20 protein-coding genes and 3 tRNA genes are annotated in these 18,996 nt (G+C 72.1%); 13 read left to right on the top strand and 10 right to left on the bottom strand.

Annotation, left to right across the window (positions count from 1 at the left end; all coding sequences use genetic code 11):
- Window positions 1-98: 98 nt before the first annotated feature.
- Window positions 99-533: an SSI family serine proteinase inhibitor gene (locus OG247_RS21140; protein ID WP_327253706.1), complete on the bottom strand. Its 435-nt coding sequence runs from the start codon at window positions 531-533 to the stop codon at window positions 99-101.
- Between the two features lie 186 nt (window positions 534-719).
- On the opposite strand from OG247_RS21140, the gene OG247_RS21135 reads away from it, so the two are divergent.
- The 12 genes from OG247_RS21135 to OG247_RS21080 all read left to right on the top strand — a co-directional run bounded on the left by OG247_RS21135 (window position 720) and on the right by OG247_RS21080 (window position 11,582).
- Window positions 720-810, top strand: a tRNA-Ser gene (locus tag OG247_RS21135).
- Between the two features lie 259 nt (window positions 811-1,069).
- Window positions 1,070-1,142 (top strand) — tRNA-Arg (locus tag OG247_RS21130).
- 242 nt (window positions 1,143-1,384) lie between these two features.
- Window positions 1,385-1,750, top strand: a complete 366-nt coding sequence (locus OG247_RS21125) for a PH domain-containing protein (protein WP_327253705.1) — start codon at window positions 1,385-1,387, stop codon at window positions 1,748-1,750.
- A 119-nt stretch (window positions 1,751-1,869) separates the two neighbouring features.
- Entirely contained in the window at window positions 1,870-2,304 is a 435-nt protein-coding gene (locus OG247_RS21120) for an Lrp/AsnC family transcriptional regulator (RefSeq protein ID WP_327253704.1), read from the top strand.
- The gene (locus OG247_RS21115; protein ID WP_327253703.1) at window positions 2,301-3,194 is read left to right on the top strand and encodes a DUF2797 domain-containing protein; all 894 of its coding nucleotides are present in this window, start codon (window positions 2,301-2,303) and stop codon (window positions 3,192-3,194) included. Before OG247_RS21120 ends, OG247_RS21115 begins: the two co-directional genes overlap by 4 nt.
- Before the next feature lie 105 nt (window positions 3,195-3,299).
- Window positions 3,300-3,641, top strand: coding sequence for an antibiotic biosynthesis monooxygenase family protein (locus OG247_RS21110; RefSeq protein ID WP_266956822.1), 342 nt, complete (start codon window positions 3,300-3,302; stop codon window positions 3,639-3,641).
- Window positions 3,622-4,503, top strand: a complete 882-nt coding sequence (locus OG247_RS21105; RefSeq protein ID WP_327253702.1) for an amidohydrolase family protein — start codon at window positions 3,622-3,624, stop codon at window positions 4,501-4,503. The genes OG247_RS21110 and OG247_RS21105 overlap by 20 nt, the downstream gene beginning before the upstream one ends.
- A 76-nt stretch (window positions 4,504-4,579) precedes the next feature.
- Window positions 4,580-5,347 carry a response regulator transcription factor gene (locus tag OG247_RS21100; protein WP_327253701.1) on the top strand — a complete coding sequence of 256 codons (768 nt, stop codon included), beginning with the start codon at window positions 4,580-4,582 and terminating at the stop codon, window positions 5,345-5,347.
- Window positions 5,348-5,637: 290 nt separating this feature from the next.
- Window positions 5,638-7,245, top strand: coding sequence for a sensor histidine kinase (locus OG247_RS21095; RefSeq protein WP_442813357.1), 1,608 nt, complete (start codon window positions 5,638-5,640; stop codon window positions 7,243-7,245).
- Window positions 7,246-7,270: 25 nt separating this feature from the next.
- A complete protein-coding gene (locus tag OG247_RS21090) occupies window positions 7,271-8,536 on the top strand; it encodes a glycosyltransferase (protein ID WP_327253700.1) in 1,266 nt (421 codons plus the stop codon).
- The gene (locus OG247_RS21085) at window positions 8,536-10,788 is read left to right on the top strand and encodes an ArnT family glycosyltransferase (protein WP_327253699.1); all 2,253 of its coding nucleotides are present in this window, start codon (window positions 8,536-8,538) and stop codon (window positions 10,786-10,788) included. The genes OG247_RS21090 and OG247_RS21085 overlap by 1 nt, the downstream gene beginning before the upstream one ends.
- Before the next feature lie 98 nt (window positions 10,789-10,886).
- Window positions 10,887-11,582, top strand: a complete 696-nt coding sequence (locus tag OG247_RS21080) for a TetR/AcrR family transcriptional regulator (RefSeq protein WP_327253698.1) — start codon at window positions 10,887-10,889, stop codon at window positions 11,580-11,582.
- Between the two features lie 9 nt (window positions 11,583-11,591).
- Here the strand turns inward: OG247_RS21080 and OG247_RS21075 are convergent, their stop codons facing one another.
- Window positions 11,592-13,196: an MDR family MFS transporter gene (locus OG247_RS21075; protein ID WP_327253697.1), complete on the bottom strand. Its 1,605-nt coding sequence runs from the start codon at window positions 13,194-13,196 to the stop codon at window positions 11,592-11,594.
- A 14-nt stretch (window positions 13,197-13,210) separates the two neighbouring features.
- Window positions 13,211-13,618, bottom strand: a complete 408-nt coding sequence (locus OG247_RS21070; protein ID WP_327257564.1) for a MarR family winged helix-turn-helix transcriptional regulator — start codon at window positions 13,616-13,618, stop codon at window positions 13,211-13,213.
- Window positions 13,619-13,829: 211 nt separating this feature from the next.
- Between OG247_RS21070 and OG247_RS21065 the strand changes: the two genes are divergently transcribed.
- Complete coding sequence (locus tag OG247_RS21065) at window positions 13,830-14,081, top strand: hypothetical protein (protein ID WP_327253696.1); 252 nt, start codon at window positions 13,830-13,832, stop codon at window positions 14,079-14,081.
- A 25-nt stretch (window positions 14,082-14,106) separates the two neighbouring features.
- Here the strand turns inward: OG247_RS21065 and OG247_RS21060 are convergent, their stop codons facing one another.
- The 7 genes from OG247_RS21060 to tadA form a co-directional block, all read right to left on the bottom strand.
- The gene (locus tag OG247_RS21060; protein WP_327253695.1) at window positions 14,107-14,949 is read right to left on the bottom strand and encodes a hypothetical protein; all 843 of its coding nucleotides are present in this window, start codon (window positions 14,947-14,949) and stop codon (window positions 14,107-14,109) included.
- Between the two features lie 85 nt (window positions 14,950-15,034).
- Window positions 15,035-15,889 carry an RNA polymerase sigma factor SigF gene (locus tag OG247_RS21055; protein ID WP_243341827.1) on the bottom strand — a complete coding sequence of 285 codons (855 nt, stop codon included), beginning with the start codon at window positions 15,887-15,889 and terminating at the stop codon, window positions 15,035-15,037.
- A 246-nt stretch (window positions 15,890-16,135) separates the two neighbouring features.
- Complete coding sequence (locus OG247_RS21050) at window positions 16,136-17,176, bottom strand: SigB/SigF/SigG family RNA polymerase sigma factor (RefSeq protein WP_442813356.1); 1,041 nt, start codon at window positions 17,174-17,176, stop codon at window positions 16,136-16,138.
- 211 nt (window positions 17,177-17,387) lie between these two features.
- The gene (locus OG247_RS21045; RefSeq protein WP_214954785.1) at window positions 17,388-17,549 is read right to left on the bottom strand and encodes a hypothetical protein; all 162 of its coding nucleotides are present in this window, start codon (window positions 17,547-17,549) and stop codon (window positions 17,388-17,390) included.
- A 399-nt stretch (window positions 17,550-17,948) separates the two neighbouring features.
- A complete protein-coding gene (locus OG247_RS21040; RefSeq protein WP_250738522.1) occupies window positions 17,949-18,269 on the bottom strand; it encodes a hypothetical protein in 321 nt (106 codons plus the stop codon).
- A 120-nt stretch (window positions 18,270-18,389) separates the two neighbouring features.
- A tRNA-Ser gene (locus OG247_RS21035) sits at window positions 18,390-18,476 on the bottom strand.
- A 57-nt stretch (window positions 18,477-18,533) separates the two neighbouring features.
- Window positions 18,534-18,962, bottom strand: coding sequence for a tRNA adenosine(34) deaminase TadA (gene tadA, locus OG247_RS21030; protein ID WP_327257563.1), 429 nt, complete (start codon window positions 18,960-18,962; stop codon window positions 18,534-18,536).
- Window positions 18,963-18,996 lie beyond the last annotated feature (34 nt).

Genomic DNA, 18,996 nt, shown 5'->3' with positions numbered 1-18,996 from the left:
CAACTACCGGCATGTCACGGGAGGAGTCTATGCGCACGGGCTCCCGGCGAGGGGGCGGATGCCCGGCGCATAACGCCCGACCGGCGCATCCTCCCAGGTCAGGAACGCCCACCTGGAAGCACAGGTTCCAAGTCGTTCCACCGGCGGATCTCGCATCCGTTCGTCCGGCTGAACCGGGACTCCACCCTGTGGCCATGCCACGTTCCGGTGATCCGGGCGGTGGCGCGGCCGCCGTCCTGCATGGTGCACAGCTGGTTCTTGGGCTCGGCGGCGAAGGGGTCCTTCCCCTCGCGCGCGAGGGCTTCGAGGCGGGCGCAGGCGTCGCCGGCCCGCGGGTGGTTCCCGCCGGGCGGGTCGCACTCCAGCCGGTACTCGCCGTCGGCCAGGGGGTTGCCCGTGTCGGCCACGACGATGGTGAGCCGGTCGGGGGCGGGGGCGGACAGCAGCCGGCTGAGCGGCGGCAGCGGGGGCAGGGGGCCCGCCGCCCCTGCGGCCAGAGCGGAGGCGACGGCGAAAGCGGCGAGACGCAGCATGGGGAACTCCAGGTCGTCCGTACGTCGTACGACAGACCAACGACGAGCCGGCGCCGACGTTCCGCACACGGGGGTGCTTAAGGCTTTGCTCTGCGGGCCGACCTCCTTGTACCGTGGGAGCGGATTGGTGACAGGCCCCTGGCCTGTGTCATCATCTGCACGCACCCTCGTACGCGGGGGTGTGCTGGAGGCGTCGCCTAGTCCGGTCTATGGCGCCGCACTGCTAATGCGGTTTGGGGCTTACCCCCCATCGAGGGTTCAAATCCCTCCGCCTCCGCACTTCACGAAGCCCCGGTCCTTGCGGACCGGGGCTTCGGTGCGTTCGGGGTCCGGGGCGTCCGGGAGGTGGCGGGATCTTCCCGGGATCTGCCCGCGCAGAGGCACGCCGGGGGTCCTCCGGTAGCCAACCGGATGATCTTCTTCCGAGCTGTTTCCGCAGGTCAGAGCGGGTGGACCTAATGGATTTCGCGTCCCGGCGAGGTCCATGTATTGTTGTTCTCGCAAGGCCAACGGGGCGCAAAACCCCGGCCAGCCAAGCACTCGTAGCTTAACGGATAGAGCATCTGACTACGGATCAGAAGGTTGCAGGTTCGAATCCTGCCGAGTGCACAGCCCAAGAGGCCCCCCGGTTCACCGGGGGGCCTCTTGCGTTGTCCTTCTTCTTCCCCTCACCCCTCTTGCTGTGTTCAGCCTTCCCCTTCTTCTTCTCCTCCTCAGTGATGAGGCCTGGCTCCGGGGAGCCACGGGGTGAGATGGCTCTGGCGGGGGACGCGGGGTGACGCACGGCCCGGATACGGTTTTTGGAGATCGGCTCAGCGGGAAACGGCACCGGGAAAGCAGGGGGAGCTCACATGGGACTGTTCGGGAACGCGCACGCAGTGAATCCGGCGTCGGCGCACCGCGAGTACGCGCGGCTGCTGGGGCAGGGAGAGCAGGTGCACGCCGCGTTTCTGCTGATCCGCGACACGATCCTGTTCACCGACCGGCGGCTCGTGCTCATCGACAAGCAGGGGCTCACGGGGAAGAAAGTGGAGTACCACTCGATTCCGTACCGGAGCATCACGCACTTCTCCGTGGAGACCGCCGGCCACTTCGACCTGGACGCGGAACTGAAGATATGGCTCTCCGGGACTTCGGCGCCGATAGCCAAGACCTTCACCAAGGGCGTCGACATCTATGAGGTCCAGGCGATCCTGACGCAGTTCGTCGCGCGCTAGCCGCGCCGGGGGAGAGGCGAGGGGGCGAGGGAGGGGCGAACGCTGTTCGGTCGCAGGGGGTGAATGCAGGATCAGGTAGCGTCTCCGCGAGGGTGTGCAGGGACGTAGGAGGAAGTTCGGTGGACGACATCGACCGGGCGCTGATCCAGCGCCTCCAGGAAGACGCGGGCCAGCCGTATGCGGCGCTGGCGGCCTCCGTCGGACTCTCCGCGGGTGCCACCCACGAACGCGTGCGCAAGCTGCGCGAGCGGGGGGTCATCCGGCGGACCACGGTCGAGGTGGATCCGGCCGCCGTGGGCAGCGGGGTGCTGGCCTACGTGATGGTCGACTCCACGGCCTGGATGGGCGACTCGCGGGCCGCCTTCGAGGCCATCGCGGAGATCCAGGAGGCGCACATCATCGCCGGTAGCGCCTCCGTCATGGTCAAGGTTCGCACGGCCACCACCGAGCAGCTGCAGGACGTCCTGCGCCGCCTCTATGTCATCGACGGTGTCAGCGGGACGCAGGCCACCGTCGTCCTGGAGACCTTCTTCGAGCGACCGCTCCCCCTGTGACCTGGTGGTGCACCGGCCTCCGGTGGAACGACGGCCGGCCCGCCATGGGCTGGTACGGGCGGGGGCCGGGACGGGGAGAGCGCACCAGCCCCCTCGCGTACGGGCAGCCGCTCGCCTTCGCCGCCCGGGGAGAGCGCCACTGCCTCGGCATCCGGCGGGCCGGACGGCGGACGCCGTGCCCGACCGGGCGGACCGTGTCCGGCCGGACCGGGAACGCCCAGTGCCCCGAGTGCGCCGGCCTGGACCGTTCCTTCTCGGTGGCGGCCGACACCAACGCCGGTGATCCGCGTACCTACCGGGTGTACCTCGCCTGGTTCGGAACCGGGCTGGTCAAGGTCGGCATCACCGCCGAGGAGCGCGGGTCCGTCCGGCTGCTGGAGCAAGGGGCGGTGGCCTGGGCCTGGCTGGGGCGCGGGCCGCTGATGGCCACCCGCCGGACCGAGGAGCTGCTGCGGGCCGCGCTCGGAGTGCCTGACCGGATCGCCCATGCCCGTAAGCGGTCCGTGCGGGGAGAGGTACCGCCGGGGCCCGAGCGGGTGGCGGAGGTCGCGGCCCTGCACGCACGGGCGGCCGCGCTGGAGGGGTGGCCGGAGTCGCTGGAGAGGCTGGAGTGCGAGGTGACCGATCACGCCGGGGTGTTCGGGCTCGACGCGCTGCCCGCCCCTGCCCGGGTGATCACCGAGATGGTGCCCGGCGGGACCGTCGTCGGCCGGCTCGTCGGGGCTGCCGGGCCCGATCTGCACTTCGCCGACGGGCTGGTGGTGGACGCCCGGCTGCTCGCGGGGTGGGAGCTGGTGGCGCCCGGGGAGGGCGGTGTCACCGAGGTGCCCGTGTCAGGGATCCCGAGCACCGGGCAGGACACCGCCGCCGCGCAGGACGGGCTGTTCTGACCCGACCGGGCGGGCAGCGGGGCAAGGTCAAAACTTGGATCCCTTTGGCCGCCCGGGCCGTTTTCCGGTGGACATGCCACGTACCGGCCGCAGAAGGTGGTGGGCATGACCATCCAGCCCGTACAGGCCTTCGAACCGCCTTATGTCATGAGTGTGTTCACCAGCGTCCGGACCGCCGAGGACGGCGGATATCCCGAGACGCTCGAGCGGATGACCGAGCTCGTCAGCGGCAATCCGGGTTTCCTCGGCTATGAGTCCGCGCGCACCCCCGGCGGGCTCGGCATCACCGTCGCCTACTTCCGCGACCACGAGTCCCTCGCCCTCTGGCGCAAGGACATGGAGCACCAGGCGGCGATGAAGCAGGGCCGGGCCGACTGGTACGAGAGCTACACGCTGCACATCGCGACGGTCGAGCGGAGCCACGGCTTTGTCCGCGAAGACGGCTGAGGCCGTCCGGGCGTTCCGGGAACGGCTCGGGCTGCCCGGGCTGGTCGACGTACACACCCACTTCATGCCCGAGCGGGTCCTGGACAAGGTGTGGGACTACTTCGACGCGGTGGGCCCGCTGACCGGCGTCGAGTGGCCCATCACCTACCGGCACGAGGAAGAACAGCGGGTCGCGCTGCTCCGGGAGTTCGGGGTCCGGGCCTTCACCGCCATGCTCTACCCGCACAAGCCGGCCATGGCCGCCTGGCTCAACTCCTGGTCCGCCGATTTCGCCGCCCGTACCCCCGACTGCCTGCACACCGCGACCTTCTTCCCGGAGGACGGGGTGCGGGAGTACGTCGGCCAGGCCGTCGCGGCGGGGGCCCGGGTCTTCAAGGCCCACCTCCAGGTGGGCGGGTACGACCCCACCGACGACCGGCTCGACCCGGTCTGGGGGCTCCTCGCCGAGGTCGGGATCCCGACGGTCGTGCACTGCGGTTCGGGGCCCGTGCCGGGGAAGCACACCGGACCCGAGCCGATCGCCCGGCTGCTGGCCCGTCACCCCCGGCTGCCGCTGATCGTCGCGCACATGGGGATGCCGGAGTACGCGGACTTCCTCGACCTCGCCGACCGGTACTCCGAGGTCCGCCTCGACACCACCATGGCCTTCACCGACTTCTCGGAGCAGTTCAGCGGCTTCCCGCCGCAGGACCGCGGCCGGCTCGCCGACCTCGGCGACCGGATCCTGCTGGGCACCGACTTCCCGAACATCCCCTACCCCTACGAGCACCAGCTCGAGGCCCTGGAACGCCTCGGCCTCGGCGACGCCTGGCTGCGCGCCGTCTGCCACGACAACGGGGCCCGGCTCTTCCGCCTGACCTGAGGGGCGGGAGGGGTTTCTCAGGGAATTCACAGCTTCAGGCAAGAGCGCTCTCACGGGCGGCGGCCAGCGTGTACGCATGACTGCGACGACCACTTCCCACGCGTCCACGTCCACCGGCAACCACACGGCCCTCGTGCGGACCGACGGCAGCCCGTGCCGGGTCCTCGTCGTGGATGACGAGGCCGCCCTCTCCGAGCTGCTCTCGATGGCCCTGCGCTACGAGGGCTGCGAGGTCCGCAGCGCGGGCGACGGTGCGGGCGCGGTGCGCGCGGCACGGGAGTTCCGGCCCGACGTCGTCCTGCTCGACATCATGCTCCCCGACATGGACGGGCTGGCCGTCCTGGGCCGCCTGCGGCGGGAGCTCCCGCAGGTCCCGGTGCTGTTCCTGACCGCGAAGGACTCGGTCGAGGACCGCATCGCGGGTCTGACGGCGGGCGGCGACGACTACGTCACCAAGCCCTTCAGCCTGGAGGAGGTCGTCGCCCGGCTGCGCGGCCTGGTCCGGCGCTCCGGCGCGGCGCAGGCCGCGCGCGGCGGGTCGGTGCTGGAGGTCGGCGACCTGCGGCTCGACGAGGACAGCCACGAGGTGAACCGGGGCGGTCAGGACGTCCACCTGACCGCGACCGAGTTCGAGCTGCTGCGGTACCTGATGCGCAACCCGCGCCGGGTGCTGAGCAAGGCGCAGATCCTGGACCGGGTGTGGTCCTACGACTTCGGCGGTCAGGCCAATGTCGTGGAGCTGTACATCTCCTACCTGCGGCGCAAGCTGGAGGGCGGAACCGGCCTCCCGCCGATGATCCACACCCGCCGCGGCGCCGGCTACCTGATCAAGCCGGCCGACTAGTGGCGGCCGGCGAGCCCCGGCCGGCCGGCCGTGCATGGAAGGCGGCCGGACCGGGACCGGCCGGACCGGGAGCGGCCGGACCGGGAGCGGCCGGACCGGGAGCGGCCGGACCGGGAGCGGCCGGACCGGGAGCGGCCGGACCGGGAGCCGGGGACGTACGAGCACCCGCGCGGTCCCGCCGTCCCCGCAGGCCGGGCCGCCCCGGGCGTCCCTCCGGCCCCCGCCGGCCCCGCCGCCCCCGTACAAGCCGGCGGCCCTGGTCGCTGCGGACCCGGCTCGTCGTCTCGGCGGTGGCCCTCATCGCCGTCGTCGGCGCGGCCATCAGCACCGTCACCACCGTCGCGCTGCGCTCGTACCTGGTCGACAAGGTCGACCAACAGCTGCGCGTCGCCGTCGAGATGGCGAGCCGCCCGAGCCTGGGAAAGTTCCCCCGGGAGAACAACCTCGGCGTGGTCATGGGGCCCGGATCTCCGCTGGGGGCCGTCGGGGTCCGCCTCGACACCGCGGGGAAGGCCGTAGAGAGCGTCCGCAGTGAACGCAGCGCAGCCCTCGGCGGATCCGGATCCGGGTCCGGCGGCCACCCGCCCCTCACCCCGGCCCAGGCCGACGTCCTCGCCGGGGCCGCGCACAAGGCCGCAGGCGGCCGTCCCGGCGACCCGGTCGAACTCCAACTGCCGGGCCTCGGCGGCTACCGGGTGCTGGCTTCGCCCGACGCGAGCACCGGCAGCGTGGTCCTCGGATTCCCGCTCACCGAGGTCGACTCCACCGTGCACACCCTGATCGCGGTGGAGGTCTTCGTCACCCTCGCCGGGCTGATCGCGGCCTCCCTCGCCGGACAGGTCCTGGTCGGTGTCGCGCTGCGCCCGCTGCGCCGGGTCGCCGCCACCGCCACCCGGGTCTCCGAACTCACCCTGCACAGCGGCGAGCCCGCCCTCCACGAGCGGGTCCCCGACGCCGAGGCCGATCCACGCACCGAGGTCGGACAGGTCGGCGCCGCCCTCAACCGGATGCTGGGCCACGTCTCCTCGGCGCTGACCGCACGCCAGCAGAGCGAGACCCGGGTCCGCCAGTTCGTCGCCGACGCCAGCCACGAGCTGCGCACCCCGCTGGCCTCGATCCGCGGCTATGCCGAACTGACCCGCCGGGGCCGCGAGGAGCCGGGCCCCGACACCCGGCACGCCCTGGGCCGGATCGAGTCCGAAGCCACCCGGATGACCGGGCTGGTGGAGGACCTGCTGCTGCTGGCCCGGCTCGACGCGGGCCGCCCGTTGTCCACCTGCGACACCGATCTGGCCCCGCTGGTCGTGGACGCCGTCAGCGACGCCCGGGCCGCCGGCCAGGACCACCACTGGCGCCTGAAACTCCCCGAGGAGCCGGCGCCCGTCCGCGCCGACGCGGCCCGGATCCAGCAGGTGCTGGTGAACCTGCTGGCCAACGCCCGCACCCACACCCCGCCCGGCACCACCGTCACGGCACATGTTTCACGTGAAACATCCGCCGTCCGGCTCCGGATCGAGGACGACGGCCCCGGCATCCCGCCCGAGCTGCTGCCCCACGTCTTCGAGCGCTTCGCCCGCGGCGACGCCTCCCGCTCCCGCTCGGCGGGCTCCACCGGCCTCGGCCTGGCCATCGTGGCCGCCGTGGTGTCGGCCCACGGCGGCCACGTCGGCGTCCGCAGCGCCCCCGGCCACACCTCCTTCGAGGTCCTGCTCCCCCTGGCCGACCCGGCGACCCCCGCCGTCTCGACCGTTCCCGTCGTCTCGATCGTTCCCGTCGTCTCGACCGTTCCCGTCGTCTCCACCACCACCTCCACCACCACCTCCGCCGCCCTCACCGCCACGGCCCCCGCCGCGCAGCAGAACTCACAGACGGGCCACAGGGTCAGCACACAGCGGTGACAGCCCGGACCGGGAGGGTCGGGGCATGCCTACCGACACCTCTCCCGGAGCGCTCCCGGTACGGGCGCCCCTCGCGCCCGTACCGGGTGAGCCCGTCCTCGACGTGGTGATCCCGGTCTTCAACGAGGAGACGGACCTCGGGCCCTGCGTGCGCAGGCTGCACGAGCACCTCACCCGGACCTTCCCGTACCCCTTCCGCATCACCATCGCCGACAACGCGAGCACCGACGGCACCCCCGAGGTCGCGGCCTCCCTCGCCGCCTCCGTGGCCGGGGTGCGCAGCACCCGGCTGGAGCAGAAGGGCCGCGGCCGGGCCCTGCGCACCGTGTGGGGGGAGTCGGACGCGCCCGTCCTCGCGTACATGGACGTGGACCTCTCCACCGACCTCAACGCCCTGCTGCCGCTGGTCGCCCCGCTGATCTCCGGCCACTCCGACCTCGCCATCGGCACCCGGCTGGCCCGCTCCTCGCGGGTGGTCCGGGGAGCGAAGCGGGAGTTCATCTCCCGCGCCTACAACCTGCTCCTGCGCTCCTCGCTCTCCGCCCGCTTCAGCGACGCGCAGTGCGGCTTCAAGGCGATCCGGCGCGAGGTCGCGACGCGGCTGCTGCCGCTCGTGGAGGACTCCGGCTGGTTCTTCGACACCGAGCTGCTGGTCCTCGCCGAGCGGGCCGGGCTGCGGATCCACGAGGTGCCGGTGGACTGGGTCGACGACCCCGATTCCACCGTCCACATCGCCCGCACCGCCGCCGAGGACCTCAAGGGGGTCTGGCGGGTGGGCAGGGCGCTGGCCGTCGGCGCGCTCCCGCTGGACCGGCTCGCCCGCCCCTTCGGAGACGACCCGCGCGACCGCACCGCCCTGCCCGGGGTACCGCGCGGGCTGGCCCGCCAGCTGCTGGGCTTCTGCGTGGTCGGAGCCCTGTCCACCCTCCTCTACCTGCTCCTCTACTCCGCGGCCCGGACCACCGCCGGCCCCCAGCTCGCCAACGCCGCCGCGCTGCTGCTCTCCGCCGTCGCCAACACCGCGGCCAACCGCAGGCTCACCTTCGGCGTCCGCGGCCGGGCCCGCGCCATTCGCCACCAGGCACAGGGGCTCGTGGTGTTCGCCATCGGACTGGCCCTGACCAGCGGGTCGCTGGCCGCTCTCGGGGCCGCCAGCGCCAAGCCGGGGCACAGCACCGAGGTGGCCGTCCTGGTCACCGCCAACCTCGCCGCCACCGTGCTGCGGTTCCTGCTCTTCCGCGCCTGGGTCTTCCCCGAACGGCGCGCCACATCCGCGAAGGACCACTCCTGATGACCACGGCAGCGCTACCGCTCCACCCGCCCTCCCCGGCCGCCCCGTCCCACAGGGCGGCTCGGGCGCACGCCGCGCGGCCCGGCTGGGAACGCCCCGCCTTCCTCGGGCTGCTCCTCGCCACCGCCGTCCTGCTGCTGTGGGACCTGGGGGCCTCCGGCTACGCCAACTCCTTCTACTCCGCGGCCGTCCAGGCGGGCGGCGAGAGCTGGAAGGCCTTCTTCTTCGGCTCCTCCGACGCCGGGAACTCCATCACCGTCGACAAGCCCCCGGCCGCACTGTGGCCGATGATGCTGTCCGTCCGGCTCTTCGGGCTCGGTGCCTGGCAGATCCTGGTCCCGCAGGCCCTCATGGGCGTCGGCACGACCGCCGTGCTCTACGCCGCCGTGCGCCGCCAGTTCGGCCCGGTGGCGGCCCTGATCAGCGGATCCGTCTTCGCGCTCACGCCCGTGGCCGCCCTGATGTTCCGCTTCAACAACCCCGACGCACTGCTGACCCTGCTGATGACGGTCACCGTGTACTGCGTGCTCCGGGCCCTCGACGGCGCGCACACCAAGTGGCTCGTCTGGGCCGGGGTCGCGGTCGGCTTCGCCTTCCTGACCAAGACCCTGCAGGCCTTCGTCATCCTGCCGCCCCTCGCCCTGCTGTACGCGGTCTGCGCGCCGACCCGGCTGCGCAGGCGCCTCGGGCAGCTGCTGCTCTCCACGCTCGCGATGGTGCTGGCCGGCGGCTGGTGGGTGGCGGTCGTCGAACTGTGGCCCGCCTCCTCCCGCCCGTACATCGGGGGCTCGCAGACCAACTCCTTCCTGGAACTGACCCTCGGCTACAACGGCCTCGGCCGGATCAACGGCGAGGAGACGGGCAGCGTCGGCGGCGGAGGCCGCGCGGCCGTCGAAGGCGCAGCCGGCGGCGCCCCGGGCGGCGGTGGCGGCGGGATGAGCTGGGGAGAGACCGGCATCGACCGGCTGTTCTCCTCGAACATCGGCGGTCAGATCGGCTGGCTGCTGCCCGCCGCGCTGATCCTGCTCGTCGCGGGCCTCGTGGTCACCTGGCGCGCCCGCCGGTCAACCGACTCCCTGGAGGGCATGGCCCGCGCGGCCTTCCTCGCCTGGGGCGGGGCGCTGCTGATCACCGCGGTGGTCTTCAGCTTCATGCAGGGCATCTTCCACGAGTACTACACCGTCGCACTGGCCCCCTACATCGCCGCCCTGGTCGGCATGGGCATCGCCGTCCTGTGGGAGGAGCGGGGCAGCCGGGCCGCCTCCCTCACGCTCTCCGGGACCCTCGCTCTCACGTCGTACTGGGCCTTCGTGCTGCTCGGTCGCTCCGCGGAGTACGTGCCGTGGTCGCGCTGGTTGGTCCTCGCTCTCGGACTCGGCACGGCCCTGCTGCTGCCGTTCACCGCGCGGCTGGGCCGCCGTACCGCACTCGGGGTGGCGGCAGTCGGCCTGGGCGTGGCCCTGGCCGGACCCCTCGCGTACTGCCTGACCACGGTGACCACCCCGCACACGGGCTCGATCGTCACGGCGGGCCCCGCGGTCGCGGGCGGCCGCGGCGGCCCCGGCGGCGGGACGCGCGGCTTCGAGATGCCGGGCGGCGGCGGGATGCCCGGCGGCGGAGCCGCACCGCAGGGCATGCCCCCGGGCGGAACCGCCCAGGGCGGCCAGGCTCCCGGCGGCCAGGCCCAGGGCGGTCAGGCCCAGGGCGGTCAGGCCCCCGGCGGCAACCAGGGTGCCGACGGCGGCCGGGGCACCCGGACCGGCGGCGGCCCGGGTGGCGGCATGGGCGGAGGCGGCATGGGCGGCCTGCTCGGCGGGACGAAGACCAGCGCCGAGGCCACGGCAGCGCTGCGCGCCGACGCGGATCGGTACACCTGGGCGGCGGCCGCCATCGGCTCGCAGAACGCCGCGAGTTACCAGCTGGCTTCGCAGCGGCCGGTGATGTCCATCGGCGGCTTCAACGGCAGCGACCCCTCTCCGACCCTGGAGCAGTTCAAGGCGTACGTGAGCGCCGGAAAGATCCACTACTTCATCGGCCAGAGCGGTGCGGGAGCCGATGGCGGCGCGGCCGCCGGCGAAGCGGGCGGCACGGCCGAGACCGGCACCGCGGTCCGTGGCGGGGGCGGTCCCGGCGGGGGCGTGAGCAGTTCCATCGAGACCTGGGTCAAGGCCAACTTCAAGGCCTCCACCATCGGTGGAGCCACCTTCTACGACCTGACCGCGCCCACGTCGCAGCCGTCCACGACGTCCTGAAACCCACCGGAATGCCCGGTCCACCCCCTAGCATCAAGGGGGCGGACCGGGCTGGTGGCATTCCGGGCCGGTCCCGTGCGTGTGAGGAGGATGCCTCCATGGTCACCCCGGCCGATCCCGGCACGGCCCGGACCAGTGTCTGGCTGGCCGCTGCGCCTGCCGCACCCGCCCGGCGGCGCAGCGAGGACCCCGCCGGACTCGACCGGGAGCGGATCACGGCCGAGGCCGTGCGGCTGCTGGACGCCGACGGGCTGGCCCGGTTCTCCATGAGGCGGCTCGCCGCCGGGCTCGGGGTCACCGCGATGTCCCTCTACTGGTACGTGGACACCAAGCACGATCTGCTCGAGCTCGCCCTGGACAGCGCCCTGGGCGAGCTCGGCGCACGGCAGGAGCCGGCCGGGCCGCCCGCGGAGGGCTGGCCCGGCCGGCTCCGTTCGCTGGCCCGGGGCTACCGGAGGCTGCTCGTGGACCACCCGTGGGTGGCTCCGCTGACCGCCGCGTACCCGAACATCGGCCCGCACGCGCGGGCCTTCGACGCCGCCCTGCACCGGCTGCTGGATGCCACGGGCCTGCCGGACGCCACCCGCACCGGGGCCCGGTTGGCCGTCTCCCAGTTCCTCCACGGCTGTGGAGGAACCGTCAGGCGGCCGGCCGACGGGGAGTTCTGCCTCGCGCTCGACGTCCTGATCGCCGGCATCCAGGCCCACACCGGGCGGGCGGCGGGGGACACCTCACCGGCTGCCCCCGCCGCACCGGCCGCACCGGCCGTCCCCGACGCGCCCGCGGCCCCGTAGACCGCCCGGCTACTCCGCCGTGGCGGCGGCCGGCTCGTGGGCCGCCGGCTTCGACTTCAGGGCGACCTCCTTGATGAACACCACCAGCACCAGTGCGAGCAGCGCGGTGGGGGCGGCATAGAGGAAGACGTCGCCGACGCCGTGTCCGTACGCGGACTCGACGACCGTGCGGAAGGGCTCGGGCAACTTGTCGAGGTCGGGGATCGCGCCCCCGCCGGTGCCGCCGTGGCCCATGGCGGCGGCCTGCGGGCCGAGCGCGGCGAGACCGTCCTGGACGTAGTGGGTGACCCGGTTGGCCATGACCGCGCCGAGGGCGGAGACGCCCATCGCGCCGCCGAGCGAGCGGAAGAAGGTGACGACCGAGCTGGCGGCGCCGAGGTCCTCGGGGGCCACCTGGTTCTGGGAGGCGAGGACCAGGTTCTGCATCATCATGCCGAGGCCGAGGCCGGTCAGCGCCATGAAGATCGCGATGTGCCAGTACGGGGTGTCGTACCGCAGGGTGCCCAGCAGGCCGAGTCCGGCCGTCAGGAGCACACCGCCGGAGACGAGCCAGGCCTTCCACTTGCCGGTCTTGGTGATCACCTGACCGGAAAGGGTGGAGGAGACGAAGAGCCCGCCGATCATCGGAATCGTGAGGATTCCGGACATCGTCGGGGACTCGCCACGGGCCAACTGGAAGAACTGGCTGAAAAACACGGTGCCCGAGAACATCGCGATGCCGACGAAGAGCGAGGCCGCCGAGGCGAGGCTGATGGTCTTGTTGCGGAACAGGCGCAGCGGAATGATCGGGTCGCTCGCCCTGGACTCGACGAGGACGAAGAGCAGACCGAGGGCGAGCGCGCCGCCGGTCATCGCCCAGGTCTGCCAGGAGATCCAGTCGTACGAGCTGCCGGCCTGGGTCACCCAGATCAGCAGGAGCGAGACGGCGCCGCTGATCAGGAAGGCGCCGAGCCAGTCGACCTTGACGTCGCGGCGGACGACGGGCAGGTGCAGGGTGCGCTGGAGCACGATCAGGGCGATGACGGCGAACGGGATGCCGACGTAGAAGCACCAGCGCCAGCCGAGCCAGCTCGTGTCGGTGATGACTCCGCCGAGCAGCGGGCCGCCCACGGTGGCGACGGCGAAGACCGCGCCGAGGTAGCCGCTGTACCGGCCGCGCTCGCGCGGGGAGATCATCGCGGCCATCACGATCTGGGCGAGGGCGGAGAGCCCGCCGACGCCGATGCCCTGGACCACGCGGCAGGCGATGAGCATGCCGGTGTTCTGGGACATGCCCGCGACCATCGAGCCGAGGACGTAGATCACCAGGGATATCTGGACCAGCAGCTTCTTGCTGAAGAGGTCGGAGAGCTTGCCCCACAGCGGAGTCGACGCCGTCATCGAGAGCAGGGCTGCCGTGACCACCCAGGTGTACGAGGACTGGGTCCCGCCGAGGTCGCCGATGATCTGGGGCAGGGCGTTGGAGACGATCGTGGAGGACAGGATCGCCACGAACATGCCGAGCATCAGCCCGGAGAGCGCCTTCATGATCTGCGGGTGGGTCATGGGCGCGCTGTCGGACGTGGTCTCCGGCCGGCCGCCTCCCCGCACACCGGTGGGTGTGGTCGTAGCCATGTGTTTCCTTCGGTCTAGCTGTCCGGAAGCGTGAAGCTCGATCGGAGTCGGGCCAGCAGGGTGTTGAGGTGGTCGATGTCCGCGGCGGACCAGTCGGCCAGGGCCTTCTCCAGCGCGTCGGTGTGGCGGGTGCCGAGCTCTGCGAGGAGCGCGCGGCCGGCCGGGGTCGGGCGCAGGATCCGGCACCGGGCGTCGCCGGGGTCGGTGTCGCGGGTGATCCAGCCGCGGTCGGCGGTGTGCGCGACGTGCCGGCTGGTCACGGAGATGTCGATGGCCAGGTACTCGGAGAGGCGGCTGAGCCGCATCTCGCCGTGGCGGTCGAGCACCGTGAGCACGGCCGCCGAACCGGGAGGGCAGTCGGAGGGCAGGAGACGGGCGAGGTCGCGCTTGACGGCACCGATGCCGGTGAGCTGACGGGCCAGCTCGGCGTAGCGCGCGGCAGGCGCGGCCGCTGTGGTCGCTGTGGTCGCTGCAGTCGCTGCAGTCGCTGCAGTCGCTGTGGTCACTGCGGTCACCCGGTCCCCCTTCCAATCTCGTTGCTTCGGGCAACCATAGAAGCAGATGGTTGTTACAGGCAAATGAATCGGGGGGCTGGGCGGTAAAGGAATGGGAAAACCCGCTAGGGTCCTGCGCATGGCTGCGAATCACGACTCGAACCACGACTCGAACCACAACTCACAGGCTCCCCAGGGTGACTACGACCCGGCGGGCAGCACACAGATGTTCCGGGCGTTCGTCGAGGAGCCGGTACCGGCCCCCGCCGTCCCGGGCTCGCGCATGCAGAACCGTGCCGCGCGCAAGTCGGGACCGGGCGCGGGCCTGTGGATCGGCGTCGCCGCCGCCGCGGTGGTCCTGATCGCCGTGGTGGCCTGGCTCGCGCTCTGAGACCCGGCAGCCGGCTCGCGCCGGCTCAGTTCCAGGTCGCCGTGACCTTCTGGGTCTCCACGCGCATGCCCAGGGGGACGCGCCAGGATTCGACGCAGATCCGGTAGGTCTGCCTCTTCGTCGTGCCGCCCGCGATCGGGGCGGGCAGCGGCTGGGTCGAGTTGATGGTGGCCCAGTCGACGCCCAGGGCGCCGATGATGTGCGTCGCGAAGCTGACCGTGCCCGAACGGACCGCGGTGCCGCCGGTGTTGGTGAAGGCCACCGTGACCTGCTCGCACCAGCGTTCCGCCGTGGCGGTACGGGTGGGCGCGCCGATGCTCAGCTTCGCCGGTGTGGCCGGAGGCGGCGCGGGGGTGGACGGCCCGGGCTTCGGGGGCGGGCTGGACGGTGTCCCCGGCTTGCCGCCCGGGGTGGTGGGCAGCGTCGTGCCGGGTGTGGTGCCGGGCGGGGTGACGGAGCCGCCGGGGGGCGTGGCCGAGCCTCCGCCCGAGGCGGAGCCGCCGGGGGGCTGGGACCCCGGGGTGCCGGGCGGCGTACCGCCTGAGCCCCCGCTCGAGGCCCCGCCCGAGCCTCCGCCCGAAGCGCCGCCCGGGGTGCCGCCCGGGACGTCGGCCGGAATGTCCGCCGAGGTGCTCCCCGACGTGCCGCCGCCGGCCGCGGGGGATCCCGGCGCCGCCTGCGGGAGCGACTGGAACTCGATCCGGGCCTTGGGTGCGACGTTCTCCCCGACGCCCCGCTCCGGGCCCGGGGCGGCCGCGCCCACGGCCACGTAGCCCTCGCGCGCCGGGCTGCCGCAGCCGGTCAGGGCGGCGCTGGCAGCCGTGGCGCACAGGACGAGGACGGTGGCCTGCCGGGATACCTTTCGCATCCCGGCAGTTTTCCTGACGTGCCGTCAATTGGGAAGCGGGTGCGGCGGATTGCCCGAACGCACCCGCATCCGGTGACCGCGGCGGCTATTCGCCGATCAGGCCGACGCGGAGCTGCGCGAGCGTGCGCGTGAGCAGCCGGGAGACGTGCATCTGGGAGATGCCGACCTCCTCGCCGATCTGCGACTGCGTCATGTTCGCGAAGAACCGCAGCATGATGATCTGCCGTTCCCGGGGCGGGAGCTTGGCCAGCAGCGGCTTGAGGGACTCGCGGTACTCGACGCCCTCCAGCGCGGTGTCCTCGTACCCGAGCCGGTCCGCGAGCGAGCCCTCGCCGCCCTCGTCCTCGGGGGAGGGCGAGTCGAGCGAGGAGGCGGTGTACGCGTTGCCCACGGCGAGGCCGTCGACGACGTCCTCCTCCGAGACCCCGAGCACGGCCGCGAGCTCCGGCACGGTCGGCGAGCGGTCGAGCTTCTGGGCGAGCTCGTCACTGGCCTTGGTGAGGGCGAGGCGCAGTTCCTGGAGCCGGCGCGGGACGCGCACGGACCAGGAGGTGTCCCGGAAGAACCGTTTGATCTCACCGACGACCGTCGGCATGGCGAAGGTCGGGAACTCCACCCCGCGTTCGCAGTCGAACCGGTCGATGGCCTTGATCAGCCCGATCGTGCCGACCTGGACGATGTCCTCCATCGGCTCGTTGCGGCTGCGGAAGCGGGCCGCCGCGTAGCGCACGAGGGGGAGGTTCAGCTCGATCAGCGTGTCCCGTACGTACGTCCGCTCGGGACTGTCCGCGTCAAGGCCGGCGAGCCGCTTGAAGAGGGAGCGGGAGAGGGTGCGGGTGTCGATCCGGGTGTCGATGGCTTCCGAGCGGTGGGACACGGCCGGCACTTCACGCTGCTTGACGAGCGTGAGCACCTGTGAGCTGCCCTGGTCTACGGACATGCCACCCCCTTGAGGTCGCGGACGGTCGCGCTTCATCTGCGTGCCCGTCGGAGGAACGCAGCCTCCACCTGAATACCGGAGGCGGGGCTGCGGCAAACGCGGTTCCAGCAGAATGTCACATGTCGGCAACACGCTGTAGCGCCATGTCGACAAGTATCTCCAGCGACAGAACACGATAGGCCTGCTCTAGGGCGGGAATCTACCGGTGTGTCAGGAAAAGCAGTGAATGATCTCCACCCGATCCGGTTAGGCCTCGATCCTGTTTGCGGATCTCAGTCGAGCGAAGCTCCGGGCGAGGAGCCGGGAGACGTGCATCTGGGAGACGCCGAGCTCGGCGCTGATCTGCGACTGGGTCAGATTGTTGTAGTACCGCAGGAGGAGGATCCGCTGCTCGCGCTCGGGCAGTTGTACGAGGAGGTGGCGGACCAGGTCGCGGTGTTCCACGCCGGCCAGCTCGGGGTCCTCGTAGCCGAGGCGGTCGAGCAGGCCGGGGAGCCCGTCGCCCTCCTGGGCGGCCTCCAGGGAGGTCGCGTGGTAGCTGCGGCCGGCCTCGATGCAGGAGAGCACCTCGTCCTCGCCGATGCGCAGCCGCTCGGCGATCTCGGGGGTGGTCGGGGTGCGGCCGTGCAGGGTGGTGAGGTCCTCGGTGGCGGCGTTGACCTGGACCCACAGCTCGTGGAGGCGGCGCGGGACGTGGACGGTGCGGACGTTGTCGCGGAAGTACCGCTTGATCTCGCCCACGACGGTCGGCATCGCGAAGGTCGGGAACTGCACCCCGCGCTCGGGGTCGAACCGGTCGATCGCGTTGATCAGCCCGATCGTGCCGACCTGGATCACGTCCTCCATCGGCTCGTTGCGGCTGCGGAAGCGGGCGGCCGCGTACCGGACGAGCGGGATGTTGGCCTCGATGAGGGCGCCGCGGACCCGGGAGTGCTCGCTGGTGCCCGGCTGCAGGTCCTTCAGCTGCCCGAACAGGACCTGGGTGAGGGCCCGGGTGTCGGCCCCCCGGCTCTGCGGCCTGGGGGCGGCCGGGGGCTCCTCGGGAGCCTCCTGCTGGGGCGGTACGTGGGACTCCTGCGCCGGGGGCTGCGCCGGGGCCTGGGCCGGGGCCTGCGGGGAGGTCTGGTGCGGGCCCTGGTGCGGGGCCGGCGGGGAGCCCTGGTGCGGGGCGGTCGGGGAGCCCTGGTGCGGAGCCTGGGCGGAGTCCCGGTGCGGTTCCTGTGGGTGCTCCTGCTGCGGGTCCTGCTGGGGCGGCACCTCGGGCGCAGTACTGGCCGGCACGGTCACGCCACCCCTTCACTTCACGTCATCAACTCATCCGTCAAAAGCGGTCATAGCATCACAAGACATGTGCACTGTGTGCAAGCACCGTATATCGCCGTGTTGAGGGCAAGTTGGGCATAACAGGGCATCTTGCCCCGTGTGCGGGAACGCGAAAAGCCCCCCACCCGTCGGAGTGGGGGGCCGGGAAGTCCGGAAACCGCTTCAGCGTACGGGTTCAGCGCACCAGTTCGGTCATGAACTCGCCGATCGCCGTTGCGGCATCCGAGATTCCTTGGAAGCCTATTTGCACCATATCGGCGGCTTTTTTGGGCTGAGTGATGATGACGAAGAGGACGAAGACGACGAGGGCGCCCGAGATCAGCTTCTTGGTTTCCACGTGCGCTGTCGGCCTCCCCAACCGGTCCTGCAAGGTCGGGAGAGTCTATCCGGTCAGGTTCGAACACTCACCCGTCCTTTAAGGACCAATGGCCCGGCGGCACAGGCCCTTTGCCGGTGTGCCGGCGGCCCCGGAAGGCGCAGTATTGAACACGAGCCCACCGGTTCTGGCAGGAAATCGGTGAGCGAGGGACAGGACCTCACTGCGGGGTCCGAGCCGCAAGCTTCCCCCCTGACTGCGGCTTGGACTGGCAGGTTCCGTCCTCATCGGGGGAAGTGGCTTGTCCCCCCGATGCCACTTCCCCCGTCCCAACCGTTGAAGGTCCCGACTCAGGTCGGGGCCTTCTTCGCGTTGTCCGCCGAACGGCATGGGCCGAACGGTTCGGGCTCCGGGTCCCGCCTACTCCAGCCCGCCGGCCAGGTCGGCGATCGGCTGGACCGGGGCGATCACGGGCGCGAGGTGGTTCGGCAGCTCCATCAGCTGGTTGAGCTGGTTCAGGCCACCGCTGACCTGCCCGCCGATCTCCTGCACCGAGGACGGGCTCGCCCCGTCCGGCATGCCCTGCGGCGCCGGCAGGTCCGGGAGGGTGAGAGGGGAGATGGGGGCGGCGGAGGCGGCGGGAGCCGCGAGGCCCGCGGCGGCCCCCGCGAGGGCGATGGCGGCGAGGATGCGCTGGGTCTTGGTCATGCCGTGACAACGGCCGAGGGCGCGGGCGGTCACGCGGATGTCCCTCGGACGCCGGAGGCAGGGCACACAGGACACAGGACCAGGACCCAGGGGCGTAGGGCGCCGGAAACGCCGAGAGCCCCGACCCTTGCGGGGCGGGGCTCTCGATCAGAGCGGTAGCGGTGGGATTTGAACCCACGGATAGCTTGCACCATCACACGCTTTCGAGGCGTGCTCCTTCGGCCGCTCGGACACGCTACCGAGAGAGAGCTTAGCCCAAGGAGACCCGTGCTCTGAAATCGATACGCGCGACAGCGCTCAGAGCTCGCGGAAGAAGTCCGTCAGCTGCCGCGCGCACTCCCCCGCGAGCACGCCCGCGATGACCTCGGGCCGGTGGTTGAGCCGGCGGTCCCGTACGAGGTCCCACAGTGACCCGGCGGCGCCCGCCTTCTCGTCGGACGCCCCGAAGACGACCCGGGCCACCCGTGACTGCACGAGCGCGCCCGCGCACATCACGCACGGCTCCAGGGTCACCACGAGGGTGCACCCCGGGAGCCGCCATTCCCCGAGGGCGGCGGCCGCCCGGCGCAGCGCCAGTACCTCGGCGTGCGCCGTCGGGTCTCCGGTCGCCTCCCGCTCGTTGTGCCCGGTGGCGAGGACCTTCCCGTCCGGGCCGAGCACCACGGCGCCGACCGGCACGTCGCCGGCCGGCACCGCCCGGGCGGCCTCCCGGAGCGCCAGGCGCATGGAGTCCTGCCACGGGTCCCGTACGGGATCGGGC

Source organism: Streptomyces sp. NBC_01244 (genome assembly GCF_035987325.1).
GTDB lineage: Bacteria > Actinomycetota > Actinomycetes > Streptomycetales > Streptomycetaceae > Streptomyces.
The sequence above is the reverse complement of the archived record's forward strand: the minus strand, read 5'-3'. Positions and strand labels throughout refer to the sequence as shown.